This window comes from Neobacillus terrisolis, from assembly GCF_051233475.1.
In the GTDB taxonomy this organism is placed as follows: Bacteria; Bacillota; Bacilli; order Bacillales; family Cytobacillaceae; genus Bacillus_BU.
In genome coordinates, this window is the sequence record NZ_JBKFGH010000002.1 from 290,903 (window position 1) to 313,705 (window position 22,803).

Below are 22,803 nucleotides of genomic sequence, written 5' to 3' on the forward strand. Positions count from 1 at the left end.
TTGCTTATATATTGTTATCTTCGAATAATACCTCTGATATTATATCACCTCCTTAAATTATTGCTTTAGAAAATTAAGAATGAAGCCACTGATTTACTTTTTCCCTTGTAATAAGCTCTACTCCGTCCATGCCTTTTCCAAGAATGTGCTCAGTATCAGTGAACAACTCTGCAACCTTGATTTCATAATCTTGGCATTCTAATTCCAAATCAACTTTACAATCATACTGTTTGCCTATTTCTAATATAGAACGATAGAATTTTTCTATCTTTTCTATTTCTGCCCCTCTAATAATTAAGTCCAAATCAGAATCATTATGGGTATAGGGTAATGAAGTATAGACTTCAAGGGCGGCCGATCCAAAAACTCCAAGAGTTATATCATACTCTTGAGCGTTTTGATAGATTTTAGCTAATGCTTTTAACGCATTTGTCCGTTCTGAGAATTCTTTTGCCAAGATTTCATAAGGATGAACCGTATTTTGAATCTCCTTTATTGGCACAAACCCAGGAATTCTTAATCTATTACCTTCATTAAGGAGAGGGGAAGAAAACCCAACTGCTATGACATCCTTTCGGACGGTTTCTGCCTTCCGCCTTACAATAGCAGGTATTTTTGTCCCATTTAAACCTGCTACCACTAACTCCTTAATTTCCGCTAATCGTCCTTTACAGCAGGTTTGATCCATCATCCACTCAAAAGCAAGTTCCCTGCCAAGGTTGGAAACCTCCAACAAAACATGACGTTTAATATCCATCATATTACCTTCTCTTTATCCAAGTTGGGTCTACTTTGCTTAACTGTTGATAATTGAGCTGGGCTTGAACCAATTCATCAAATAAAATGGTCTTTTCATCGCCCTCAATCAGAATTGGCGAGCCATTTAGTTCACCAATACTTGGTCTCAATTCCAATACAGTATGCTTCGCAGATGTAACTACTTCAGGTGCCACTTTAACTACTCTTGATTTAATTCTTAAAATAGTACGCGCAACTCGATTTATGGAATCTGTGGATGCCAGAGTAGTGGCTTTAATCCACACTTCATATTCTGGATACGTACGTTCCCTGCGATATGTAATGATTTTCCCTTCCGGGTTAAGAACATGCCCAGATTCCGAGATTACAAAACTATCACCCATTGGTAGACCGCCGACAACCAGTTCCATCACTGAACTTTCAACTGGCGTGGACTTTATTAAAGAAATATCATCTCTTAAAGGGATCCCATCAAGGGTAAGCCAACCAAATTCTTGACAGCCATAAAGATCATGAACGCTTCCGTCAATTTCTTCAACAACCGGTAATAAATCTAAGTCCATTGGTGACCCAGCAACCAAAAAGATTCTCTTTTTTGGTAAATACTTTGTAATCCCCATTAATTTAGCATCTTCCAAAGCAGCTCGAATAAATGAAGATTCACCAATAATAACGTCTGGTTGCTCACGATATAATGCATCTAGAAATGCATCCCTGTTGGACCTGATCAGAAAAGACCATTTTAATTCGTACTCCTCTAGGGAGTTTTTGCAAAACACATTCACGAGCGGAGGATACGTAAACAAGAGTTTACTGCCTTTTTTTACTCCTGCAAGTTCAAAAGCCCGGTGCGCCGCCTTAATCCGAGTGGCAATTTCAGAATGAGTAACTCCTACGATATTTTGAAAGGCAGAAGAACCTGTAGTAAAGGTTAAATACGATAAATTGAACGGACAATGGATTTCATCAATCAAGTGCGCGGCAGTAGGACCGTCAATTCCTTTATCCGCTAAACTTCTTCGTGGCATTTCATCATATTTAGGAGCTGTACCGAATTCTTCTACCATAGAATGCAAGTTATCTAGGAATTCTTTCACTCTTATCACCTTCACCTTTTAAATATAACGATCGATTACTTGCAGATACTCTTCTTCCATTTTTTGTATAGCTAGTTTTCTTGCTTTTCTTCCATTTCTTTCAAAACCAAGTTCCCCTCGGCCCCATGGTCCCAATTGATCAAATTGACCATTTTCTTTTAATTTGTGGATTTCTGAAATATGCTTACTAATGGTTTGGCGCATATCCTCCACTTTATAAACCATTTCTTCAACTCCGCCAAGCTGATAGAAAAATTCTGGACCAGCAGCGAAAACTGGATTTTCTTTTGATAATTCTTCCAATCTTTCAATATCAATTTTAGTAATCCGTGAAACGCTGGTAAGCGGCATAACATGTATCATTGTTCCAAAGTTTTTAGACAAAGATAAAATTCGATCTGCTTGCAATCCGTGACATAAAAAGGCACCGCTAATTGCTCTTCCAATGACCATTGCAACAATTGGATGTCCCTCTTTCCTAGCCTCAGCTAATGCAAGTTGGTACGCTCCCGTTGCTTTGTTCATTCCAACGATCTCTTCCAGTTTTCCTGGCGCATTCCCTGGGGTGTCGACGATAAGGACAATCGGTCTCTTTTCTTCGACTGGCTTGTTCTTATCACTTGCAATCGTACGGTAAACCGCCATGGCCATTTTATATCCTTCTTCAAGACCAATGACCCCTGAATAAACAACTCTAAACTTCATGTTCATCTCCATTGCATCACTTGCAATGATCGTAACCTTTTCACCACTTATTTTGGCTGTTCCTACTACTGCACCAGGTCCCATATCTGAGGCAAAGATATAATCTTCGATTAAGTTTTCTTGCATCGAATCAGCATCGATAATCATATCAATAGCGTCTCTGCCTCTTCCCATCATAGAAAGTTCCATTTCCATATCTAGCACTTAATTTTCCCCCTCACTTAACTAACCGCATTACGGCGCTTAGCTGTTTTCATAAACTCATCATATGTTAGCCCAAGAAGTACTTCTGGTTGTTCATTTCCAAAGTATTTCCACATATCCATTGAATCTGCAGGATCGACGGAAAGAGCTTCATTAACCAACCTTACCTGGTTTTCAACTAATTCACTTGAACCAATCCGTCGTAATTGTTCAATTTCTTCCATTGGTAATTCTACGACTTCACTTACCTTTTCTCTAAAGGCTTGTATTGTCTCACGAACTAAGTAATTACAGTCACCCATAATATATTTGTGTCTTCCGCCAGTTGTACGGAATACTAAAGCCCGGTTGGATGAATCAAACTCATCTTTGCCCATTTCTTGCTCGATAACTTCAGGTCCAGTCAGACCTAGTCTTCCATCTTCACTCATGATGATCACGTCTGTTGCCGCTCCAACAAATCCCATCCCTCCGAAGCAACCAACCTTACTTCCAATTACACTTATAATCGGAACTTTCTTACGGGCATCTTGGATTTGATCCATTACTTCTGCATGTGCAAGAAGACCAGCGTTGGATTCATGCAATCTAACACCGCCAGTTTCAAATGATATGACTACTGCCGGTCTTCGTTCTTCCCATGAATCCGGATATTTTTCTTTGATTTGCTCATAAGTACGAATTGCTAATTTGATGGTGTAAACCATTTTAGCCCCACACACTTCACCTACAGAACCACCAATGAAACGTCCCTCTTGAGAAATGACGAAAATAGGCCGTTTCCCAATTTTTCCAATCCCTACAACCACTCCATCATCAAAGGAAATAGCCTCCCCAAGTACTGGTAGATGTGGACTGGACATTTTATCTTTTGGATTTAGCAATTCAACAAATGTACCTTCGTCAACCAAGCCAATTGCTCTTTCCCGTGCAGTTGATTCTAGGAAACTATTATTTTGCAATTCTCCCCATTTTTGCACCTCACCCTACCTCCTTTTCAAGCTTATTTGCTTCAATGAAAGCTTGAGCTAGTCTTAACGAAACAACACTTGGGGTGGCGTTATTATCATTTATCTCAATCTTTACATCTCCCAAATGTTTCTCAGTTATAAATTTTTCTAATACTTTTTGCCAAACATGATTAAAACCATTAACTGGTGTGACTACTTTTACATCAACAGCCCCATTAGAGTTTTGTCTCTCCATTAAAATTTCCAAATCACCTGATCCTACTACACCGGAATGAACCCATTCTTTTTGTATCGTGGTTGGATTTTCTACATTAAAATGAAAAGTTAATTCTTGTAATGCCACTGTATTTCCCTCCTTATCAATTACCAGTTTCTATATTTTGCAGGTGGCTCATAGAGACCTTTTGACCATTCAACCAATTCTTTCATATTTTTCGCTGCTAAAAGAGATCGGTTCGCTCTGCTAACATCAATGCCTAAATCTTCCGGCGTTTTCACGATTCCTTTTTGTCGTAATGTTAACGTTTCATTACTATCTTCCTCTAAACCTAGAGTCGTATATCCTGCAACGGCACGAATTGCAGCCATTCTTTCGTTCATATCCGAACATTTGTGTAAGTATGCGATCCCTTCTTCAGTTACAATATGGGTCACGTCATCGGAATAAATCATGACAGGAGGGATAGCCAAGTCTGCATTTTCTGCCAGTTTCCATGCATCAAGTTTTTCTACAAATCCAGGAGCTAATTTTTCTCTAAATGTCTCTTGCAATTGAACAACTAGCTTTTTCCCTCTTGGTAAATCACCGATTAGCTGTTCATTGGTTGAATACTCTTCCCCAGCCTTTAGCCAAGAATCCGTTGCATGACGTCTTCCTTTTGCGTCGCAGCCCATATTTGGAGCACCGCCAAATCCAGTAACCCTGCTTGCTGTAGCTGTACTACTATTACCATACTTATCAATCTGCAACGTACCACCAATGAACATATCTAATGCATAATGTCCTGCAGCTTGAGCAAAAGCACGGTTAGAGCGCATTGATCCATCAGGTCCGTTAAAGAAAACGTCGGATCTTTCACTAACGTATTTTTCCATACCGAGTTCTCCGCCAAAGGAATGGATCGATTTCACCCAACCTGACTCAATTGCCGGAATTAATGCAGGATGTGGATTTAACACAAAATAGGAACAAATTTCCCCTTTTAATCCCAATTCTTCTCCATAGGTTGGCAATAACAACTCAATTGCCGCTGTATCAAACCCTACCCCATGATTGACACGCTGTACTCCATATTCAGCATAAATACCTTTAATGGCCATCATCGCTCTTAATACTTGCGCATCAGTAATTAAAGCCGGATCCCTTGTAAATAGCGGTTCAATGTAAAATGGTTTTGGTGCTTCAATTACAAAATCAACCCAATCGGCAGGAATATCGATACGTGGTAGTTTATCTACTACTTCATTGACTTGTGCGATAACAATTCCTTGTTTAAATTTGGTTGCTTCCACAATCGCAGGTGTATCTTCTGTGTTAAACCCAGTGTATAAATTTCCATCTTTATCTGCTTGGTAAGCTACTATTAATGCTACCCTTGGTGTTAAATCTACAAAAAAGCGTCCAAACAACTCTAAATAAGTATGAATCGCACCAATCTGAACTTTGCCGTCATTTACAAATTTCGCAAGGCGGCCAGCTTGTGGGCCGGAAAAAGAAAAATCTAATTTTTTTGCAATTCCCTTTTCAAAAACATCCAAATGACTATCCAAAGCTATTACTGACTGAACCATGTGCAAATCGTGAATTTTCCCAGGATCAACCTTACAAAGTGCTTCAGCTAAAAAATCAGCCTGCTTTTGGTTATTTCCTTCAAGAGATACTTTGTCACCCGACTTGATCACCGCTTCCAATAAGGAAACCGTATCTTTTGAATCTACTATCTTACCTGTTTGGATATATTGTTTTGCGCTTTGAATTCGTTCTTGATAATCTTTTTTTAACGAATCCCATTCTTGCTCTACTTGAGTAATCATTAAGCGCATCTCCTTCCTTTTTTTTATAAAAAAAAGACAAATATAGGGTTGGTTAACCCATATTTGTCTCATTTTCTCGAATTATTAAGTTATTCAAACCGTTATAAGTGCATGACTCCAAGTCCAGACCGATGGTGGTTAGTAATTGGATGAATTGCAGATTGACCATACATAGCTACTGCAATCCAATGATCGTCCCTCACCACTGCCACCTTAATTGCTAAACTAACACTGGACGCAACATTAACCATCATACCCCTTTTCGCTTCTTCCACTGCATGTAGCAATGCGTGGATTTCGTTAGAGGTTTTGTGGATTATATTATTATTAAGACAGCAACCTATTATCGATCTTGATACTTTGTCCTGAAACTCTCCACCTGTTTTTCCACCAACTTCTGTAACTGCAAACTTTAGTCCCTCAGCTCTTAAAAGAGATTTTACTCTTTCTTCGCCTGATAAAGTAGATGTTAGCGATAATAACATAGCGGCAGTTGATACTTTGCTTTCGGTAGATGGCCAAAAGGTGTTCTTTAACAACTCATTAATTCCTGCTTCACTCATACTCACATTCGCTCATTTCAACATATAAATTCTGTATGCTTAAATCATAGTGATATTATTTCAAAAAAACAATACCCAATTTTTTATGACAATAATTATTCACAATCTTCTGTCAAAAAAATGTCATATATCCAAAGTGGCTATATTCCAAACTCCCTTTTATTTCCTCTTCATTTACCATTTAGTAATCCTCTCACATTGAGAGACGAAAAAGTATGAATCGTTTAAAACGATCATACTTTTTCTAGCTATTAACCTAACATATTAATCGTAGCAACAAATACACCTGTTACAATTGCAGAAGTAATCAGTCCACTCAGATTTGCACCTAAAGCAAGTGGCATAATCATTGCGTATGGATTCTCTTCCTGTGCCGCATATTGAGCAAGTTTTGCCGTAGTCGGCATACATGAAACACCTGCAATCCCGATAACAGGACTATATTTTTTCTTGTTAAATAAGTAGACGATCCAGCCACCAATAAGACCACCGCAAGCAGAAACTGCCAATGCAGTAATTCCTAAAATAACAAGTAGACCAACTTTTGGATTTAATAACGTAGATGCTTCACATAGAACACCTAGTACTAGCCCTAAAAACATTGTTGATAGATAAGTAATAGTTTTTTCAAGTTGTTCTTGATAAGGGTTGATTTCAGCTTCACGAATTGCCACACCGAGGAAAAACCCTAAAATTAATGGAGCCGCAACAGGAAGTAGCAGACAAAGCACTCCACAAACAACGATTACAAAAATAAACTTGCTCTTTTTCGATACAGCTGGCATATCGATTTCAACATCAATACCTCTATACTTCTTTGGAACAAACAATTTAATTAAATAAGGATAACCCGCATAGGTAAGGCTTAAATATAAGTAGGCAATAATTGAAATTGGAACAAATAGTTCTGGCGCCAACATCAGTGATGTGAATAAAACCATTGGACCATCAGCACCACCAATAGTAGCTGTTGCTGCCGCTTCGCCTGGCTCTAGTCCAAGATACAATCCTAATGCAAGAGTAACAAACGTACCTAACTCTGCAAAAATAGCCACAATAATACTTGCCCAAGGTCTTGCAAGAATGAACCCAATGTCACTCATTGCACCGATCCCCATAAAAACAAGAACTGCAATTAGACCGTTACTAAACAATAAATTATAAACCGGCTGCAAGAAGTTGATTTGCATGATATTTACTAGGTCACCTGGGTCACTTACCATCGGATCAAGGAAAATAGTCCCAATCTGACCACCGTCTAAAAATAGAACACCTGCATTTACTGCAATCATTCCTAATCCCATCGGAACCATAATTAGTGGCTCCAATGTCCGCTTAAATCCTAAATATGCAAGAGCAAAACCTATTGCAATAAATGCAATCCGTGAAAATGCGATTACCGGATCTTGAACTAATAAACTACCAATCCCCGGAAATAGTTGTGTAAAAAATTCCATGTTGATAATCCTCCTTTATTTTTCTTTTCTACTAAGAACATTATTGGTTAGTACGACAACACCAATTACTAACAGAGATAACACTGCGGTTAACCCATATGTAAATAGCGTGTATGTAATAATACTCATGTTTTTCCTCCTTTCTATTACGAAAAAAACAATAAGATAAATAACAATTAGTTCTTTTTGTAAAAAAAAAGGGATAAATAAAGGCAGTTATTCCGCCTTATTTATCCCTTAATCACCAATATTTAGATGTTTTCCTTTTAAATCAGTAAATCACTCTCGAATTCCAACTCTTAGTCACATTGACAAGTTCAATATATCACCTACTATAAATAGGTTCAATATCAATTTTATTACAACTTTTTGACACCCTAAAAAAATAAAAAGGATAAACAAGGCTCATTAATAGCCCTACTTATCCCTCAGTCACAGTATTAAAAATATTATATCACAATAATAAAATCACTTTTACAATTCACGCTATCTCGATCATTCACTTTAACAAATCAAATATATCATCGCCAAACACAAGATTCAATTTTAAATATTTACATTTCTGTGTCGATTTAGACAAGTAATTGAATCATATATCGCTTCTTTTAATTATGTTGTTGAGAATGCTCAACAAGAAACGCTAAGAATTTATGCGCAACCGGGCTAAGAAATCTCTCCTCTTTTAATGCAAAACCGATTACTCTCTCACAATTAAACTCAGAGATTTGCAGTGCCTGGATATTGTCCATATGCACTCCTTGAAGTTTTGGCAATAATGCAATTCCAAGATTTTCACTTACAAACCCAACAATCGTTACAATTTCATCACTTTCAAATGTTATATTTGGCTTTAGATTCGCATCTAGACATAGTTCATCGAATATAGTTCGAATCGAATAGCCTTTTTTAAGAACAATAAATTTTTCATTACACAATTCAGCAAGGGTTAGGTTTTTTCGATTTGCAAGTCGATGATTTTTATGAACAAAGAAAAATAATTCTTCTTTCCACAATTCAATCCACTTAATTCCCTTCTGGTTTTGTATTTCTGACGTTATACAAAAATCTATTATTCCTTCTTCCAATTGTTCAATCATCTCTGCCGTAGAACTTTGAAAAAGTTGAAAATTAATGTTTGGATGTTCACTTAGAAAAATGTTCAAAATGTTAGGGATATAAGAAACCCCTAAAGACTTTAGAAAAGCTAAAGAAACTACACCATTTTCAGGATCAAACAATTCTTTTATCTCCTGTTTCGCCTCTGCCATTTCCTGCAATATTCTACAGGTCCTTTTATAAAACATCTTACCGTACCTATTAAGGACAACCCCTCTTCCATTTCTATCAAATAAAGGTAGACCCAGACTTTTTTCCAATTTTGAAATCGATCTGCTTAACGCTGATTGAGAGATATTAAGGATTTCTGCCGCTTGATGAAAATGCTCCAACTCAGCAACGGTCTTAAAGTATTCAAGCTGCTGCCACTCCAACCTTCTCACCCCGTTCTAGAAACGAATTAATTACATTATATCATCAAATTCTTATAATTAATGCATTAGACGTCATGTATTTCTCGTGTTTTAATACTATTAGAATTACATTTTGAAAAGTGGGGAACAAAATGGGGATTACTTTAACAATGTTAGGGGTAGGCATGTTATTAGGTTTTTTAGGAGCAGGAGGATCGGGAGTAATAATCTCTTTATTGACCGTTCTCTTTGGGGTTCCTATCCATATGGCGTTAGGGACCGCTCTTGGTGCAATGATCTTTTCATCTTTATCCGGGACTTTCAGTCATTATCGTGAAGGGAATATCTCATTCCGAACCGGCATCATCGTTGGGGCCTTTGGTGCGGTCGGAGCATTAATTAGCAGTAAATTCACTGAACATATACCTTCTAATGAACTGAAATGGATGACCGCAGGTTTATTATTCCTGTCAGGACTTATTCTATGGCTTCGCATGTTTATTGTCGCTCAGGATAAAAATGCAAAAAAAGAAATAACTCAAGGGGCAAAATTTTTCTGTTTCGCTACGGGAATCGGTCTTATCACTGGGGGTTTATCAGGTTTGTTTGGTATCGGCTCAACACCATTCATACAAATTGGGCTAATGGCTTTTTTACAAATGCCCGTTAAACAGGCAGCCGGGACTACAATGCTCGTTATTCTACCAATTGCCCTAGCTGGAGGGGCAGGATATTATCAAATAGGCTTTCTGGACTTTCAACTTCTCCTTCAAGTAGTAAGCGGTACGATGATTGGCTCTTATATTGGAGCTAAATTTACCAAACGGGTTCCATTACCTTTTTTAAAAACCTCCATGGTTCTATTTCCAATGATTGGTGGAGCAATTCTCCTAATGGATTAATTATTTGGAGCATGAAAAGAAAGCAAGGTATGTGGTTAATACCAACATACCTTGCATTATACGTTATTGTTCCAACTTTAAAATTGCTACGGACTCAACATGGCTTGAGTGTTGGTCGCAGACATATTGATGTAGTGGTGTTTACCTTTTTAATTTTCTATAAAAATTCTACAACAATCGCGCCCTTTAGTTGAATAAGAAAACTTTTTAACTTATTAGAACAGAAGTAATCATATTATTTTCACTATTAACTGTGACGATCATTTCATTACAAACACTTGCAAAAGACTGAACTGCTACCCTTTCTTTAAAGGATTCATCAAATGACCATCCACTTGGTATTATAGCCATCCCTCCATATGCCTGCACAAAAGTATGTTCAAAAAAATCCCACATTGATAAAATATCATGATTAGTTGTTTTTCTTACAAGATCGAGATTAACTCTAAATTCTTTTGCTGCGAATGTTTCTCCCCAGCTTGAAGTCCCTTCTGAATATATATCATTCACAATTGCATTAACTTTACGATTTTCTTTTAGATTCATAAAATGTATTTTTGAACTTTCCCTAACATTTTGCAACCTAATACCTACTTGTTTTTCATCGGTTGTAATTTTTACAACCTTGTTAAAGTGGGGAGCAATTTCTTTGGTGGCTATATCGAGAGTTTTATCATCATCTATCGGAATCTCCAACATTCCATTTGAACTAACTAATATAAAGGGAGCTAATAAATATTGAGAAATTGATGGAATTTCCTGTCCAGAAAATTCATCAATTTCTAACTTCTCATATACCACCTTTGGCTGTTCATTATTTTCTCTAATTTTAATTATTGGATCTTGTTCAATGTCATTTATAACAATCTCTTCAAATAAATCCAAACATATTGCCCCTTTCAAAATCCCCTACATACTTTATATTTATTATAATTTTAACTCAATTAATAAAGAATTTCCTTATTCCACTAAACTGCCCCGTTACTTTAAGCGAAAACCTTCACATATTACATTTTTCTTTACACTTGCTGCTCAACAATCTGGCCCGTTTGTTCAATAACCAAACTTCACAATTTATGTATAAATATTAGTGTTTATACAATTTGTTTTTGAAAAATGATTCATAAACATTAATAAACATACGGCCATAACATACATCAGTTAAATGCCAGAAACAACCAACTAGCAATTAACGGCTTGCTGGGCACGCAAAATAAAAAGGAAGTAGCCCATAGGGCTGCTTTCCTCTTTTGTTTTTAGGTTTTCGGCTCGTGTGGTACGGCCGCAGGCAAATGGATCAGGAACCTACGGATTGTAGACGTGAGCCGTACAGTCCATCCAAAGAATTCCTTTAATTTTTTTCAGTCATTTCTAAAGAAATAAAGTCCGCCTTAAGACGAACCCGATTCATTAAAAATAGTTTCTTTACTTCACGCAAAAAAAGTTCATCCTTCTCTTTTACTTCATAAAGGGTACTGGATTTACAACGTTAAGCACATTTTCAAGATTAAACATCTTACCAATTAAATCAGGCGATATGTTTAAGTTATTTATTTTTTAAAATTTGCAATCACTAATTCCTTTTCAAATTTGTTTTTTTAAGTACTCTAATAAGAATTCCTCAAAATTAGGTGCATCTAGTTCAGAGACTTTTTTATATGATTCAATAATTTTTAGTTTAATTTCTTGTTCAAGATCTTCTCTTTCTTGAAAATGAGTATTTCTTAACACACTCTTTATTTTAGGCTCTAAATGATTTAGTATCTCAATTAATTCTTCTTTCGTAAAAGCTTTCTTCACAATTCACTTACCTTGCCATAGTATTTTCTAATTTTTTTTAAAGCTTGTTTATGAAGACTAGATATATTTTGTGGTGAGTCTCCAAAGTGGTCATTTTCCTAAGTATTATGCTTTTGGTAGGTTTTGTCTTAGTATTATTTATAAAAACTGAAAAACGGCATTTAATAACCATAAATAAAGAGTTGATAGAAAAAATAAACTAATATTTAAAAGGTAACGGTTACATTTATGCTCCCTCAAGTTAAAAAATTCAAGAGCCGCCCCATAGAGGCGGCTTCTTTGGTAGCCTATTCGGCCATATATGAAAGAACTGCAGTACTGTTTGAAAATCAATAACTTAACATTTGGTCTAATTGTTCTACTGCCTCAAGTTCATCAGGGCCTTCAGCAGCTATAATAATCCGTGCTCCTGACTTTAGCCCTAAACTCATGATACCCATAACACTTTTGGCATTTAACTTTTTGTTTCCCTGAAGCACAAAAATATTTGATGAAAATTTGCTAGCTTCTTGTACAAAAAGTACAGCTGGGCGAGATTGTAAACCTGTTTTTAATTTCACAGTTACATTTTTCTCAATCATCATTTACCACCCTCAATTCAATTCTGCTCCCTGCCACGTCATCCATTAAATCATTAGATTGATTTAATCATTCCACCATCAACCAAGATTGAACTCCCTGTGACATAAGAACTTGCATCTGATAGCAGGAAGGTTACAACCTTGGCGAATTCTTCAGGTTTCCCATAACGCCCCAATGGAATTGTTTGTTTGGACTGCATCTCTACCTCTTCACGTGTTTTTCCTGTCTTTTTTGCTTTTACTTCGTCTAGGAAAGCTACACGATCAGTAGCAATTCGACCAGGTGCAACTGTATTTATTAAAATATTATACTGAGCTAATTCTTCCGTTAATGATTTTGTTAATCCCACGATATCTGTTCGTATCGTATTAGACAGTCTCAGTCCGGGTATTGGTACTTTAATAGAAGAAGAGGCTAGATTAATAATCCGCCCACCTTCCTGCTTTAAGTCTGGAAGTACTTCACGGATGATACGAATATAACTTAATAGAATTAAGCTCAAAGGCCTTCTGCCAGTCATCATCTGAGAACTCCTCAAATAGTCCTGCTGGAGGTCCACCAGCATTATTCACCAGAAGATCAACTTTACCAAACGTTTCATGAGTAACTTGAACGAGGCTCCTATTTCCTCTAAATTCGTAATGTCAGCTGGATAGAAAGCTACTTTTCCTGACCCAAGCTGTTCAAGCTCTTCTTTACAGCCTGTAATTTTTCCATGTCACGACTAGTTAGCATGACATGGCCCCTTCCTTGACCAATTCTCAGCAATCGCTTTTCCTAGTCCTTGACTAGAAGCATTAACCAAAGCCACTTTTGTTTTTAAATTTAGACCCATTATTATTCTCCTCTCAATAATTCGAAAAAAGAATTAGTCAATTATTCTTTACACATCAAACTGTTTTAACAGGTCGGTTATCTCATCTAAATGAGCTTGATCAAGAATTAGTCCAGGATGCCGAAGTGATGCATTAGAAATTGCCCCGCGTCTTCTTAAAATCTCCTTTCGGATTGCTAATCCAATGCCAAGTTGGCCTTCATAGCGAAATAACGGTCCAGCTTTATAAAAAATTTCTCGCGCCCTATCTATATTACCACTTATATAGTTAGTATAAATTTCTACGAGTATTTCAGGAAAGGCAAAACCGGTCATTGTTCCTTCAGCTCCACGTGTCAACTCTTCCAAAAAGTAAACTCCTCCATTACCACCAAAGATACCAACATCTCTATTTATTTTTTTAGTGAGGGCCAGTTTTTGTGGGGTTGGTGCTTCTTCTAATTTGATATATTTACAGTTTGGAAGCTCACTACTTATTTTAGCAAGGAACTCTGCAGGCATTAAGACTCCGCTAAAATTAGGTTCATCCTGAACAACCACTGGAACATCAACTGCTGAGGAAACTCTTCTGTAGTATTCATATACCGCATTTAGATTTTTAACATTTGTTGGTGGTGCTACCATAATACCATCTGCACCTAGTTCAACAGCTCTTTTGCTATAATACACAGCTAAATCAGTTCCACTCGCACTTGTTCCAACTATTACGGGAATTCGACCAGAAACTTGATCTATTACTACTTTAATAATTTGTTCACGCTCTACCTCAGTAAGCTTGTGTGCCTCCCCAAGAATACCAAGTATAGTGATTCCCTGAACTCCCTTATCTATATTAAATTCTACTAATGTTTTAACAGATTCTAAATCTAGCTGCCCATCCTTACTAAAAGGAGTTGCCATAATGGCAAAAACCCCTTGAAGCTTTTTCATAATTATATCTCCTAGTTATGTGATAAATTTAACAAATATACCTACTTTGTTTTCTAAATTGAATAGCTTTTGCCTAACTCTTCATTCAAACGACCTTTTTAAACTCAAAACTCCTTTTCCTATCACTCTTTGTTTGCAAGATAGGAATATAAATAAGCCAACAATCCTGTTAGTGCCGCAACAGGAAAAATCCAACTAAAACTATTATTAGCAAAGATCACTAATTCTGATCGAAATAATACCAATCCAGAGATTTGGATAATTACCATTGCTAGACCACCTAAAACGAATAATACGAATCCAATTATAGCTAAAGATTCAACGATTTTTTTTATCATAATATTCCTCCTAGACAGCCAGCGGTAAATACCCCATTGCAATAAACCAACCAATTATGGCGATTGGTACAACAAAATATTTTATTAGTGGATAAAATGTTTTTTCTGGATTTGTCTCTGTTAAACCTGAAGCAATAAATATTGATCCAGAGGCTGGTGGAGATGCCCCCTCTGTTGAAGCAAAAACCAAGATTGAAACCACAGCCGGTAATGGACTCACTCCTACACTTAACAAAGCTGTAAATGAGATTAAGCCAATTGATGTTAGTGTTGCTGTCGACGAGAGCGGTCCAGCGACTAATACAACTAATACCCCTACTAAAAGCACCATAATTGGCTTACCAAAATTCAGACTACTAAACAACAGAATTAATTCATCAGACAAACCTAATTCAGAAAAAATCGTACTGGCTGCGAAAGCAAATAATAGCACCCCTCCAATATTTTTATATTGGGGAAAAAGTGTTTTAACTAATACTTCTTTGCTATGAATATTCTTAATCAAAGTTTTATATCCTAATAACAGGATAATTGTTATCATTAGGATAGGAATCCAAATAAGTAATGAAATCGAGGAAACAGCATCACTCATCCCAAGCTTTTTTAGAAAAACTCCAATTGGTCCAACAGTAACCAAAATAGGGATAATAGCACCAAGAAAGACACATAAGCTTTTCCAATTTAATCCTATAACTTTTTTCAATGATATTTTTTCAGAATGCTCAATCCGTCGAATCCCTTGTTTTTTGATTAAGTAAATCACCAAAAAAATTCGATAAATAACTTGATATATACCCGAGACAAACAACCCTAAATAAAGTTCACCTTCTGAGATTAGATTACTAACTTGTGCAAATCCTAACATGATAAACATCGAAGCACTAGGAGGAAAGCCAGCCCCAAGACCTCCATTGCCAGCTATTAATGTTGCTGCTAAATCTTTTCGCCAACCAGTACGGACCATCCATTGAGCAGTGAATGTTCCTGATGTAGCTGTATTCGCAGAATTGGATCCTGAAAGCATACCCATTGTCGCTGATAATCCGATGTTCACGAAGGCTGGACCTCCAGGCAATCTTCCCAATAAGGCATTAAAAATCTCAAGAACCCCATTAAGTAGGTTTGATTCTTTTATAAGATAACTCATCAATATAAAAGCTAAGGAAGCAAAAAGGACTTCATTGGTAAATGCAGAGTGAATGCCTGTCACCATTAACTGAAAGGCATCTGAACCTCCGAATAAGGCGACTACAATAAAACCCACTATCATTCCTTCTGCCATATTACGTTTAATGAGCACAGCCCAAAAAATTATTACTAGCATGTACACAATTAGCGCTATTGTCGCATTTCCCACTGCACTTACCACCTTTTGCTATTACTTTGCTTCTTTTGGAAAATAACTATAAATGAACCCTAATGTACCAGCAATTGCTGCACAGATAAAGGTTGGTTTACCTATATATTCACTAGTTTGTATCATCAACTCGCCATTTTGAATAATCATACCAAGCAGTTGGCCCACAACTAGCAAGGTTCCCCCAAACATAAATAGCATCAAAAAAATGGTAAAACCTTTTCTAATCAATTCTTTCATGTTCTTTTCCTCACTTTCTTTATACGGGTATTGGTAGCCAACCCCAAGCCATCATCCAACCAAGTATCATTACTGGAATTACATAGTAAATAAAAAGTGGTACAAATGATTTTGCTGGATTGGATTCGGCAATTCCGGCGGCTACATAAATTCCTCCAGAAGTAGGCATGGATTCTCCTTCAGTTGAAGCCCAAGCTAAAATGGTTGCAACTGCTATAACTGGATTAACACCTACTGAAGTTAAAGCTGAAAAAGCGACTAAACCAATAACAGTTAAAGTGGCAGTTGCTGAAAGTGGACAAGCAACTAATACAACAATGGCACCTACAATTATTACCATTAAGAAAGGAGAAATAGAAAGAGAAGTTAAAAACCCTGACAATTCCTCACCCATTCCAACTACGCCCAAAACATAACTAGCTGCAAAGGCAAATAGCAAAACTGCACCAATTTCAGAGAATTTAGAAATAGAATTAGATGCAATTTTAGTCCATCCTTTAAATGTTTTAGGGAAATTCTTCCGGCCTAAAAAGATACAAATTGCACTAATAACGATTGGCATCCAAGTAATTAAGGAGACAGTATCCATTCCTTCAGGGCCTACAGCGCCTTCTGAACTTAAATAAGTTGCAATTGGACTCATTGTCAAAATAATTGGAATTGCTGCACCTAGGAAAACAAATAAAGATGTCCAACCTTCCCTAAATGTTTCCCTTATTGGCCGAACTCCTTCTGAAACTGCTTTTATATTATGTTTCTTGATAAGAAAGGCAACAACGATAAACCTCCAGATAATTTGATAAGCCCCAGCTGCTAACATTGCTAAATAAAGTTGGCCTTCAGTTACTTTAGCAGCAATGGGTGCCAAGCCGAGCAAGATAAACATCGAAGCACAAGGCGGCCAAGCAATTGCCATCCCTGCATTCCCAGAAGCAATGGTTGTTGCTAAATCTTTGTCAAAACCTGTCTTTTTCATCCAAGGGATGGTAAACACGCCTCGAGCGGCAACATTCCCTGTTGTCGCACCGGAAATCAACCCTAAAGCTCCTGATGCAATTACATCCATATATGCTGCTCCACCAGGCACTCGTCCTAGTAAAGAGTTTAAAATATTGATAAGTCCTCCTAGGACACCAGATAAGTCAAAAATATATGCCATTAATACGAAAGCTAAAGCAGCATATAAAACTTCATATGTAGCACCATATTTTAAACCTTCGATAAAATAATTGAAGGCTTTTCCGCCTCCCATTGCACAAATTGCAATAAAACCAAGCAGCATTGCTTCACCAATAGGTCGTTTAACAATAAGAAACCATAAAAGTATAACGCCAATAAATACCAATAGAGAAAGTATTCCGATTCCCATTTATAGACCTCCAATTTTTTCCGCACAACCTGATTTCTTAAGGTTGTGCGGATCCGTTCTTTATGAATGCTTTCCTTCAATAAACTCAACTTTTTTTGCATCAAGTAATTTATTAACCCAACTTCGATCGTTACTACCAATTTTAGCAGCTTCAACTTTCGCATGGTCATTCGCAGATAATACGGCTGCTTTTTCATATATTTCTTCAGCATCTTTTAGAGGAATAACAATGACACCATCTTCATCACCAAGAATAATGTCACCAGGATTTACAGAAATTTTCCCGCAGGCAATGGGTACGTTTACTTCACCAGGTCCTTCTTTATAAGGACCACCAGGTGTTGTTCCAGTAGCATAAACTGGGAAATCCATTAATCCAATACTATCAATATCGCGGATTGGCCCATCTAAAACAATTCCGCCCAATTTTAAGAAACTTGCTGCATATTCCATCATAATTTGTCCCATCAATGATTGAGAACGATCGCCTTCGTTTGAAACAACGATGATATCACCAGGTTGAGACATATCTAACGCAGCATGAATCATTAAGTTATCACCAGGTCTTGCTTTTACGGTTAAAGCTGGACCACACATAATTGACTTTGAAGGTTGAGACATTAACTTAATTTCACTATGCATCGCACAGGATCGACCCATTACATCTGCTACATTGGCTGCAGGTAATTTACTAAACTTTTCAATTAATTCCTTTGAAGGTAAATCTCTTTCTAAAAAAACTCTGTTTCCTACTCCCATTCTTCTCACTCCTACTTGATTTTTATTTTTTTCATTTCTGGTATTGGCCAAGTTGGTTCTTTTCCACTCAATACTTCATCTATACCAATTGCACAGTGTAATGAGGCACGTTCTGTGGCTTCAACGGTTGCTGCTCCAATATGGGGAGCTACTAAAACATTATCCAAATGTAATAAAGGATTCGCAGGATCAACTGGTTCTTGGAGCATAACATCTAAAGCTGCTCCGGCAATCCGTTCATTTTTCATGACTTCATACAACTCATCTTCCTTCACTAATTTTCCACGAGCGGTATTAATGAAATAAGCAGATGGCTTCATCATTTCAAATTGTTTCTTACCTACGAATCCTATTGTTTCTTCAGTAGCAGGACAGTGCAATGAAACAAAATCACTTTCTTTAAAGATTCGATCAAAATCATCTGTTAACTCAACACCCTCTGGTACTTCAGCTTGTGTTTTATATGGATCATAAGCAATAACTTTCATGTTAAAGCCATGTAATGCTTTTATAGCTACTCGTGAGCCAATATTCCCTACACCAACTAAGCCTAGTGTTTTTTTATCCATTTCTACTTTATGTAGTTTTAGTTTTGCATAATAGAAGTCGTCAACAAAGTGTTTTTGAACTTTTTTGAGGTTTCTTGAGCTATTCAACATATACATAATAGCTGTTTCTGCTACGGACATACTATTTGCAACTGGCGCATAGCACACCATTACATTATGATCACGTGCAGCATCAAGATCCACGGTATCATAGCCTGCACCATGACGAACAACAACCTTTAACTTATCAGCAGCTTCAAAAACTGCTCGTGACATTTTAGACAATCGCACAATAATACCATCGCATCCAGGAATGTCACGAATTAAATCCTCTTCTTCTTTTCCAGAGCCATCAATTAACTCATATCCTCTTGACTCTAAGTATTCTCTTGCTTCAGGCATAATTTCCTGTGGTAGTAAAATTTTAAATCCCATTCTTCTCATTCCTTCCGTTTATTGTAAAGACTTACATTTACATATATGCAAATATCGTGCCAATTTAAGAAAACGCTTAAAATCTAGGTTTTCAATGATAGCGCTTTATATTTTGCGTTTCAAAATGAAATGAAATAATTCATGGTGAAATCAAAAGAAATGTCATTTGTGAAAAAGATGGGTTATTTTAGTCTCATAAAATTAAATTGGTGTATAAAAATATTTGAAAACAAAAAAATCCATGAAAAACTTACAAGTTTGCCGAATTGTTTGTGTTTAATAGTCAATTAATTATATTTTTTTCTAATAAAGCCCTGTCAGAATAAGAATTAAAAATTTTTCACAATAATTTTTTCTGATAGTGTTATAATTCAAAATGAAATAATATATTGCAAACAACTAAACTAGTAAAATGATATGGAACGGAGTAAATAATGGAAATTATCATTTTTTCTGGACAAACTGCCTTTACCAAAGAAGTAACGAAATTGATTAAAAGTAAAAAACTGAAAGACACCTGTTTTGTTGCAGAATCAGCCGGACACGAAACAGAAGAACTCGCTGATTTTTATTATAAAAACGGCACCAAAGTTTTTGTTGCTCGTGGACAAAACTATGACATTCTAAAGAATCGCTATGATATCCCAATTGTCAATGTTCGTTGTACCTATGAAGAGATACTGTTAGCATATCGAGAAGCTAGAGTAAATTCTTACAAAATAGCTATCTTAGGTTATGGATCTGTTTTTGAAATGATTAAAAGGTTCAAACGAATTTCTAAAGAATGTTTTTTATCGATTGAAATTGAGGATGTTAGTAACGTTGTCCACTTAGTTCATCAGGCAGTAGAAAACGGAATTGATACTTTCATAGGAGGTATTAGTACCAAAAAGGCTTGTGACGAATTGGGCGTTCGCCATGTTATGTTAGAAATTGATAAGTCTTCTATAGAATCTGCACTTTATGAAGCCCTCCATCTCCTAGATATCCAAGCAGAACGAGATAAAAATTTTCGGTTAATTCAAACCATACTCGACTCTACATCGGAAGCAGTAATTGGTTTTGATCAAAATAGAAAAGTTCATTATATTAATACCAAAGCCAAAAAGATAATTAGCAGATTATCATTAACCAATATGGATGGTTTTATTTTTGATGATACATATAGCAAAGTTTTTAAAGATGGTGAGTATATTCGAGATAAGTTAATTGAAATATGTGAAGAAAAATTTATTTTGCAAATTAAGCCGTTAAAAAATGAGAAAACTGTCCATGGCGCTGTTGTGTATCTAAAAACAGCTGCGGAAGTTATCACCTCGGAAAACTCTCTCAGAAAACAGTTAAATAAGAAAGGTCACATAGCCCGCAAAGAATTCAGACATATCATTGGTACTAGTGAAAGACTCACGAAAGTCATTGAATGGGCGAAAAAAATTGCCCTTTCTGAAAACACCGTACTAATTTCTGGTGAATCAGGAACTGGAAAGGAATTATTCGCCCAAAGTATTCATAATTATAGTTCTCGGAAAAATGGACCTTTCATTGCAATCAACTGTGCGGCCCTTTCTTCTTCTGTATTGGAGAGCGAATTATTTGGATATACTAAAGGCGCCTTTACTGGAGCCAATTCAGAGGGGAGAATGGGGATTTTTGAATTGGCCCATCATGGTACCGTTTTCTTAGACGAGATAGGCGAAATTAGCATGGAAGTCCAAGCAAAATTATTGCGAGTTTTACAAGAGAAGGAAATTGTTCGAGTGGGTGGGGAGAATGTAATCCCGGTGGATGTACGTATTATTACTGCAACCAATCGAAATCTCCGAGAGTTATCTACTAGCGGAAAATTTAGAGGTGATTTGTTCTATCGTTTAGCTATTTTAGAATTAAAATTACCTTCTCTTTCCGAAAGAAAAGAAGATATTCCATTAATTGCCGCAAACTATATATATCAGAACTATCCCAATATTCATATTGATAATAATTCTTTGGATTACTTTAAGAATTTCAAATATGTTGGCAATATCCGTCAATTGATTAATCTTATTGAACGCTGTGTGGTGATGTCCAATCATTCTACTATTTATTACCATACGGTTAAGGATGTATGTGCACAAGAATTTGATAACCAAGTTCCTGAAATGTTATCTGAAATCAATTATGTTTTTGGCAAACCAGCTTCAATTACTGACGAAAAAGAAATGATAAGAAAATCTTTGTTACACAATATAGGAAATCGGAAAAAGACAGCTAAAGAATTAGGAATTAGTACAACAACTTTATGGCGTAAGTTGAAAAAGTATAATTTGTTAGATGGTAAGCCCGAATTATTAAAATAAGCGTACCTTTTCGGCAAGCATGACGAATAACCGTAAATCATGATTTTTTTTGTCAGATGTACGGTTATTTCACTTTATATCCACATTCAGCTTGGATCGTTTTTGACCAAGGCATATATTGATTTAAAATTTCCAGGTGTTGATAGATATTAACAGTGTCTCCTTTACTTGTACTATAAGTGGCTTAATCGCACACCTTCTTCTCGAGAACTTCAGAATAAAGCCATTATAAAAAGCACTTTATGAGGAAGTCGGTGGCATCTTCGGATACCGTCGAATGACGATGAACATGAATCGTAAATTTGGCCAGAATTTCAATCATAAGCGTATTTATAGATTGATGAAAATTTCTAGAATACAATCTGTCATTCGCAGAAAGAAAACACCTTATAAGCGCTCTACCCCTCAACATGTGGCGGAGAATGTATTGAATCGTGAGTTCACAGCAGAAAAGCCAATGAAAAATGGGTAACGGTTGTCACTGAAATTAAATTTGGTTCTTCAAAGAAAGCTTATTTAAGCGATATTCTTGATCTGTATGATGGATCCATTGTTAGCTACGTTTTAGGACATTCCAATAATAATAATCTTGTGTTTAAGACTCTTGACCAAGCTATAGAACATTTGAATAGGAACCATCCACTCATGCATAGAGATGCTAAGATTCCATTTGCCACGAGAATATGTTCCTGTTACTTTCATTTCCATATTATGAATTACATAATATAAATCTCCGCTATTAAAAGCCATACTTCCGTTATAGTTTATTCTGCCCCTTGACTTATTGGCATTAATTAAACTGTTTATCTTATTCTTAAAGTCAGAGGATGCTTTAATTTTATTTACGGGTGTGCTTCCAGATTTATAATATTTATCAACAGGATTATTTTGAAGGGAATGTCTCAATAATGCCGCAGAAATTGTATACCCTTTATTATCCCAATACGCTCCTAAAGCATGCCATTTCTATGTATTGCCAGTCTAGACCCGTACATTCAGAAGTTCGTCAGCAATATAGTTTGTTGCCTATTCCATTGCATTCTCACCATATCTGTTCAACCCAAGCACCATGATTTACACCACCCCATCGGGTAGGGTTTCGTCAGCCGGAAC

22 protein-coding genes and 2 pseudogenes are annotated in these 22,803 nt (G+C 36.4%); 4 read left to right on the plus strand and 20 right to left on the minus strand.

Features of this window, described 5'->3' with window-relative positions; translation table 11 throughout:
* Positions 1 to 73: 73 nt before the first annotated feature.
* The 9 genes from mdcG to ACI48O_RS01840 all read right to left on the minus strand — a co-directional run bounded on the left by mdcG (position 74) and on the right by ACI48O_RS01840 (position 9,289).
* On the minus strand, positions 74 to 760 hold the full coding sequence (mdcG, locus tag ACI48O_RS01800) for a malonate decarboxylase holo-[acyl-carrier-protein] synthase (RefSeq protein WP_435559985.1): 687 nt from the start codon (positions 758 to 760) through the stop codon (positions 74 to 76).
* 1 nt (position 761) lies between these two features.
* Complete coding sequence (locus tag ACI48O_RS01805) at positions 762 to 1,856, minus strand: hypothetical protein (protein WP_435559986.1); 1,095 nt, start codon at positions 1,854 to 1,856, stop codon at positions 762 to 764.
* A gap of 18 nt (positions 1,857 to 1,874) precedes the next feature.
* Entirely contained in the window at positions 1,875 to 2,756 is an 882-nt protein-coding gene (gene mdcE / locus ACI48O_RS01810; protein ID WP_435560024.1) for a biotin-independent malonate decarboxylase subunit gamma, read from the minus strand.
* Between the two features lie 26 nt (positions 2,757 to 2,782).
* Complete coding sequence (locus ACI48O_RS01815) at positions 2,783 to 3,745, minus strand: biotin-independent malonate decarboxylase subunit beta (RefSeq protein ID WP_435559987.1); 963 nt, start codon at positions 3,743 to 3,745, stop codon at positions 2,783 to 2,785.
* A gap of 1 nt (position 3,746) precedes the next feature.
* Positions 3,747 to 4,079 carry a malonate decarboxylase acyl carrier protein gene (gene mdcC, locus ACI48O_RS01820; protein ID WP_435559988.1) on the minus strand — a complete coding sequence of 111 codons (333 nt, stop codon included), beginning with the start codon at positions 4,077 to 4,079 and terminating at the stop codon, positions 3,747 to 3,749.
* Positions 4,080 to 4,099: 20 nt separating this feature from the next.
* The gene (mdcA, locus tag ACI48O_RS01825; RefSeq protein WP_435559989.1) at positions 4,100 to 5,770 is read right to left on the minus strand and encodes a malonate decarboxylase subunit alpha; all 1,671 of its coding nucleotides are present in this window, start codon (positions 5,768 to 5,770) and stop codon (positions 4,100 to 4,102) included.
* A 101-nt stretch (positions 5,771 to 5,871) separates the two neighbouring features.
* On the minus strand, positions 5,872 to 6,333 hold the full coding sequence (locus ACI48O_RS01830; RefSeq protein ID WP_435559990.1) for a HutP family protein: 462 nt from the start codon (positions 6,331 to 6,333) through the stop codon (positions 5,872 to 5,874).
* Positions 6,334 to 6,584: 251 nt separating this feature from the next.
* Complete coding sequence (gene madB, locus ACI48O_RS01835) at positions 6,585 to 7,790, minus strand: Na+-transporting malonate decarboxylase, carboxybiotin decarboxylase subunit (protein WP_435559991.1); 1,206 nt, start codon at positions 7,788 to 7,790, stop codon at positions 6,585 to 6,587.
* A gap of 605 nt (positions 7,791 to 8,395) precedes the next feature.
* Positions 8,396 to 9,289 (minus strand): LysR family transcriptional regulator, encoded by an 894-nt coding sequence (locus ACI48O_RS01840; RefSeq protein ID WP_435559992.1) that lies wholly within the window; start codon positions 9,287 to 9,289, stop codon positions 8,396 to 8,398.
* Between the two features lie 122 nt (positions 9,290 to 9,411).
* Here ACI48O_RS01840 and ACI48O_RS01845 point away from each other — a divergent pair, with 122 nt between their 5' ends.
* The gene (locus tag ACI48O_RS01845; RefSeq protein ID WP_435559993.1) at positions 9,412 to 10,161 is read left to right on the plus strand and encodes a sulfite exporter TauE/SafE family protein; all 750 of its coding nucleotides are present in this window, start codon (positions 9,412 to 9,414) and stop codon (positions 10,159 to 10,161) included.
* Positions 10,162 to 10,368: 207 nt separating this feature from the next.
* Here ACI48O_RS01845 and ACI48O_RS01850 read toward each other — a convergent pair whose 3' ends face one another.
* The 11 genes and pseudogenes from ACI48O_RS01850 to ACI48O_RS01900 all read right to left on the minus strand — a co-directional run bounded on the left by ACI48O_RS01850 (position 10,369) and on the right by ACI48O_RS01900 (position 19,354).
* Complete coding sequence (locus ACI48O_RS01850; protein WP_435559994.1) at positions 10,369 to 11,046, minus strand: hypothetical protein; 678 nt, start codon at positions 11,044 to 11,046, stop codon at positions 10,369 to 10,371.
* Positions 11,047 to 11,745: 699 nt separating this feature from the next.
* Positions 11,746 to 11,961 carry a helix-turn-helix domain-containing protein gene (locus ACI48O_RS01855; protein WP_435559995.1) on the minus strand — a complete coding sequence of 72 codons (216 nt, stop codon included), beginning with the start codon at positions 11,959 to 11,961 and terminating at the stop codon, positions 11,746 to 11,748.
* 329 nt (positions 11,962 to 12,290) lie between these two features.
* Entirely contained in the window at positions 12,291 to 12,542 is a 252-nt protein-coding gene (locus tag ACI48O_RS01860) for an HPr family phosphocarrier protein (protein WP_435560025.1), read from the minus strand.
* Positions 12,543 to 12,595: 53 nt separating this feature from the next.
* A pseudogene (locus ACI48O_RS01865) lies at positions 12,596 to 13,378 on the minus strand (SDR family oxidoreductase).
* Positions 13,379 to 13,426: 48 nt separating this feature from the next.
* On the minus strand, positions 13,427 to 14,308 hold the full coding sequence (locus ACI48O_RS01870) for a dihydrodipicolinate synthase family protein (RefSeq protein ID WP_435559996.1): 882 nt from the start codon (positions 14,306 to 14,308) through the stop codon (positions 13,427 to 13,429).
* A gap of 122 nt (positions 14,309 to 14,430) precedes the next feature.
* Positions 14,431 to 14,646, minus strand: a complete 216-nt coding sequence (locus ACI48O_RS01875; protein WP_435559997.1) for a hypothetical protein — start codon at positions 14,644 to 14,646, stop codon at positions 14,431 to 14,433.
* A 10-nt stretch (positions 14,647 to 14,656) separates the two neighbouring features.
* Entirely contained in the window at positions 14,657 to 16,003 is a 1,347-nt protein-coding gene (locus ACI48O_RS01880) for a TRAP transporter large permease subunit (protein ID WP_435559998.1), read from the minus strand.
* 21 nt (positions 16,004 to 16,024) lie between these two features.
* Entirely contained in the window at positions 16,025 to 16,243 is a 219-nt protein-coding gene (locus ACI48O_RS01885) for a hypothetical protein (RefSeq protein WP_435559999.1), read from the minus strand.
* A gap of 19 nt (positions 16,244 to 16,262) precedes the next feature.
* Positions 16,263 to 17,612, minus strand: a complete 1,350-nt coding sequence (locus tag ACI48O_RS01890; RefSeq protein WP_435560000.1) for a TRAP transporter large permease subunit — start codon at positions 17,610 to 17,612, stop codon at positions 16,263 to 16,265.
* A 60-nt stretch (positions 17,613 to 17,672) separates the two neighbouring features.
* Positions 17,673 to 18,371 (minus strand): RraA family protein, encoded by a 699-nt coding sequence (locus ACI48O_RS01895; protein WP_435560001.1) that lies wholly within the window; start codon positions 18,369 to 18,371, stop codon positions 17,673 to 17,675.
* 11 nt (positions 18,372 to 18,382) lie between these two features.
* Positions 18,383 to 19,354, minus strand: coding sequence for a hydroxyacid dehydrogenase (locus ACI48O_RS01900; RefSeq protein WP_435560002.1), 972 nt, complete (start codon positions 19,352 to 19,354; stop codon positions 18,383 to 18,385).
* A 434-nt stretch (positions 19,355 to 19,788) separates the two neighbouring features.
* Here ACI48O_RS01900 and ACI48O_RS01905 point away from each other — a divergent pair, with 434 nt between their 5' ends.
* The 3 genes and pseudogenes from ACI48O_RS01905 (at position 19,789) to ACI48O_RS01915 (ending at position 22,419) form a co-directional block, all read left to right on the plus strand.
* Positions 19,789 to 21,690 (plus strand): sigma 54-interacting transcriptional regulator, encoded by a 1,902-nt coding sequence (locus ACI48O_RS01905; RefSeq protein ID WP_435560003.1) that lies wholly within the window; start codon positions 19,789 to 19,791, stop codon positions 21,688 to 21,690.
* Positions 21,691 to 21,934: 244 nt separating this feature from the next.
* Positions 21,935 to 22,162: pseudogene (locus tag ACI48O_RS01910) on the plus strand (IS3 family transposase); the annotation flags it as partial.
* 14 nt (positions 22,163 to 22,176) lie between these two features.
* Positions 22,177 to 22,419: a hypothetical protein gene (locus ACI48O_RS01915; protein ID WP_435560026.1), complete on the plus strand. Its 243-nt coding sequence runs from the start codon at positions 22,177 to 22,179 to the stop codon at positions 22,417 to 22,419.
* Positions 22,420 to 22,803 lie beyond the last annotated feature (384 nt).

Bases quoted from the DNA above. Each gene is read 5' to 3' on its own strand.
- mdcG (WP_435559985.1), bottom strand. From the start codon at position 760: ATGATGGATATTAAACGTCATGTTTTGTTGGAGGTTTCCAACCTTGGC.
- mdcE (WP_435560024.1), bottom strand. From the start codon at position 2,756: ATGGAAATGGAACTTTCTATGATGGGAAGAGGCAGAGACGCTATTGAT.
- mdcA (WP_435559989.1), bottom strand. From the start codon at position 5,770: ATGATTACTCAAGTAGAGCAAGAATGGGATTCGTTAAAAAAAGATTAT.
- ACI48O_RS01830 (WP_435559990.1), bottom strand. From the start codon at position 6,333: ATGAGTGAAGCAGGAATTAATGAGTTGTTAAAGAACACCTTTTGGCCA.
- madB (WP_435559991.1), bottom strand. From the start codon at position 7,790: ATGGAATTTTTTACACAACTATTTCCGGGGATTGGTAGTTTATTAGTT.
- ACI48O_RS01845 (WP_435559993.1), top strand. From the start codon at position 9,412: ATGGGGATTACTTTAACAATGTTAGGGGTAGGCATGTTATTAGGTTTT.
- ACI48O_RS01860 (WP_435560025.1), bottom strand. From the start codon at position 12,542: ATGATTGAGAAAAATGTAACTGTGAAATTAAAAACAGGTTTACAATCT.
- ACI48O_RS01870 (WP_435559996.1), bottom strand. From the start codon at position 14,308: ATGAAAAAGCTTCAAGGGGTTTTTGCCATTATGGCAACTCCTTTTAGT.
- ACI48O_RS01875 (WP_435559997.1), bottom strand. From the start codon at position 14,646: ATGATAAAAAAAATCGTTGAATCTTTAGCTATAATTGGATTCGTATTA.
- ACI48O_RS01885 (WP_435559999.1), bottom strand. From the start codon at position 16,243: ATGAAAGAATTGATTAGAAAAGGTTTTACCATTTTTTTGATGCTATTT.
- ACI48O_RS01890 (WP_435560000.1), bottom strand. From the start codon at position 17,612: ATGGGAATCGGAATACTTTCTCTATTGGTATTTATTGGCGTTATACTT.
- ACI48O_RS01895 (WP_435560001.1), bottom strand. From the start codon at position 18,371: ATGGGAGTAGGAAACAGAGTTTTTTTAGAAAGAGATTTACCTTCAAAG.
- ACI48O_RS01900 (WP_435560002.1), bottom strand. From the start codon at position 19,354: ATGGGATTTAAAATTTTACTACCACAGGAAATTATGCCTGAAGCAAGA.
- ACI48O_RS01905 (WP_435560003.1), top strand. From the start codon at position 19,789: ATGGAAATTATCATTTTTTCTGGACAAACTGCCTTTACCAAAGAAGTA.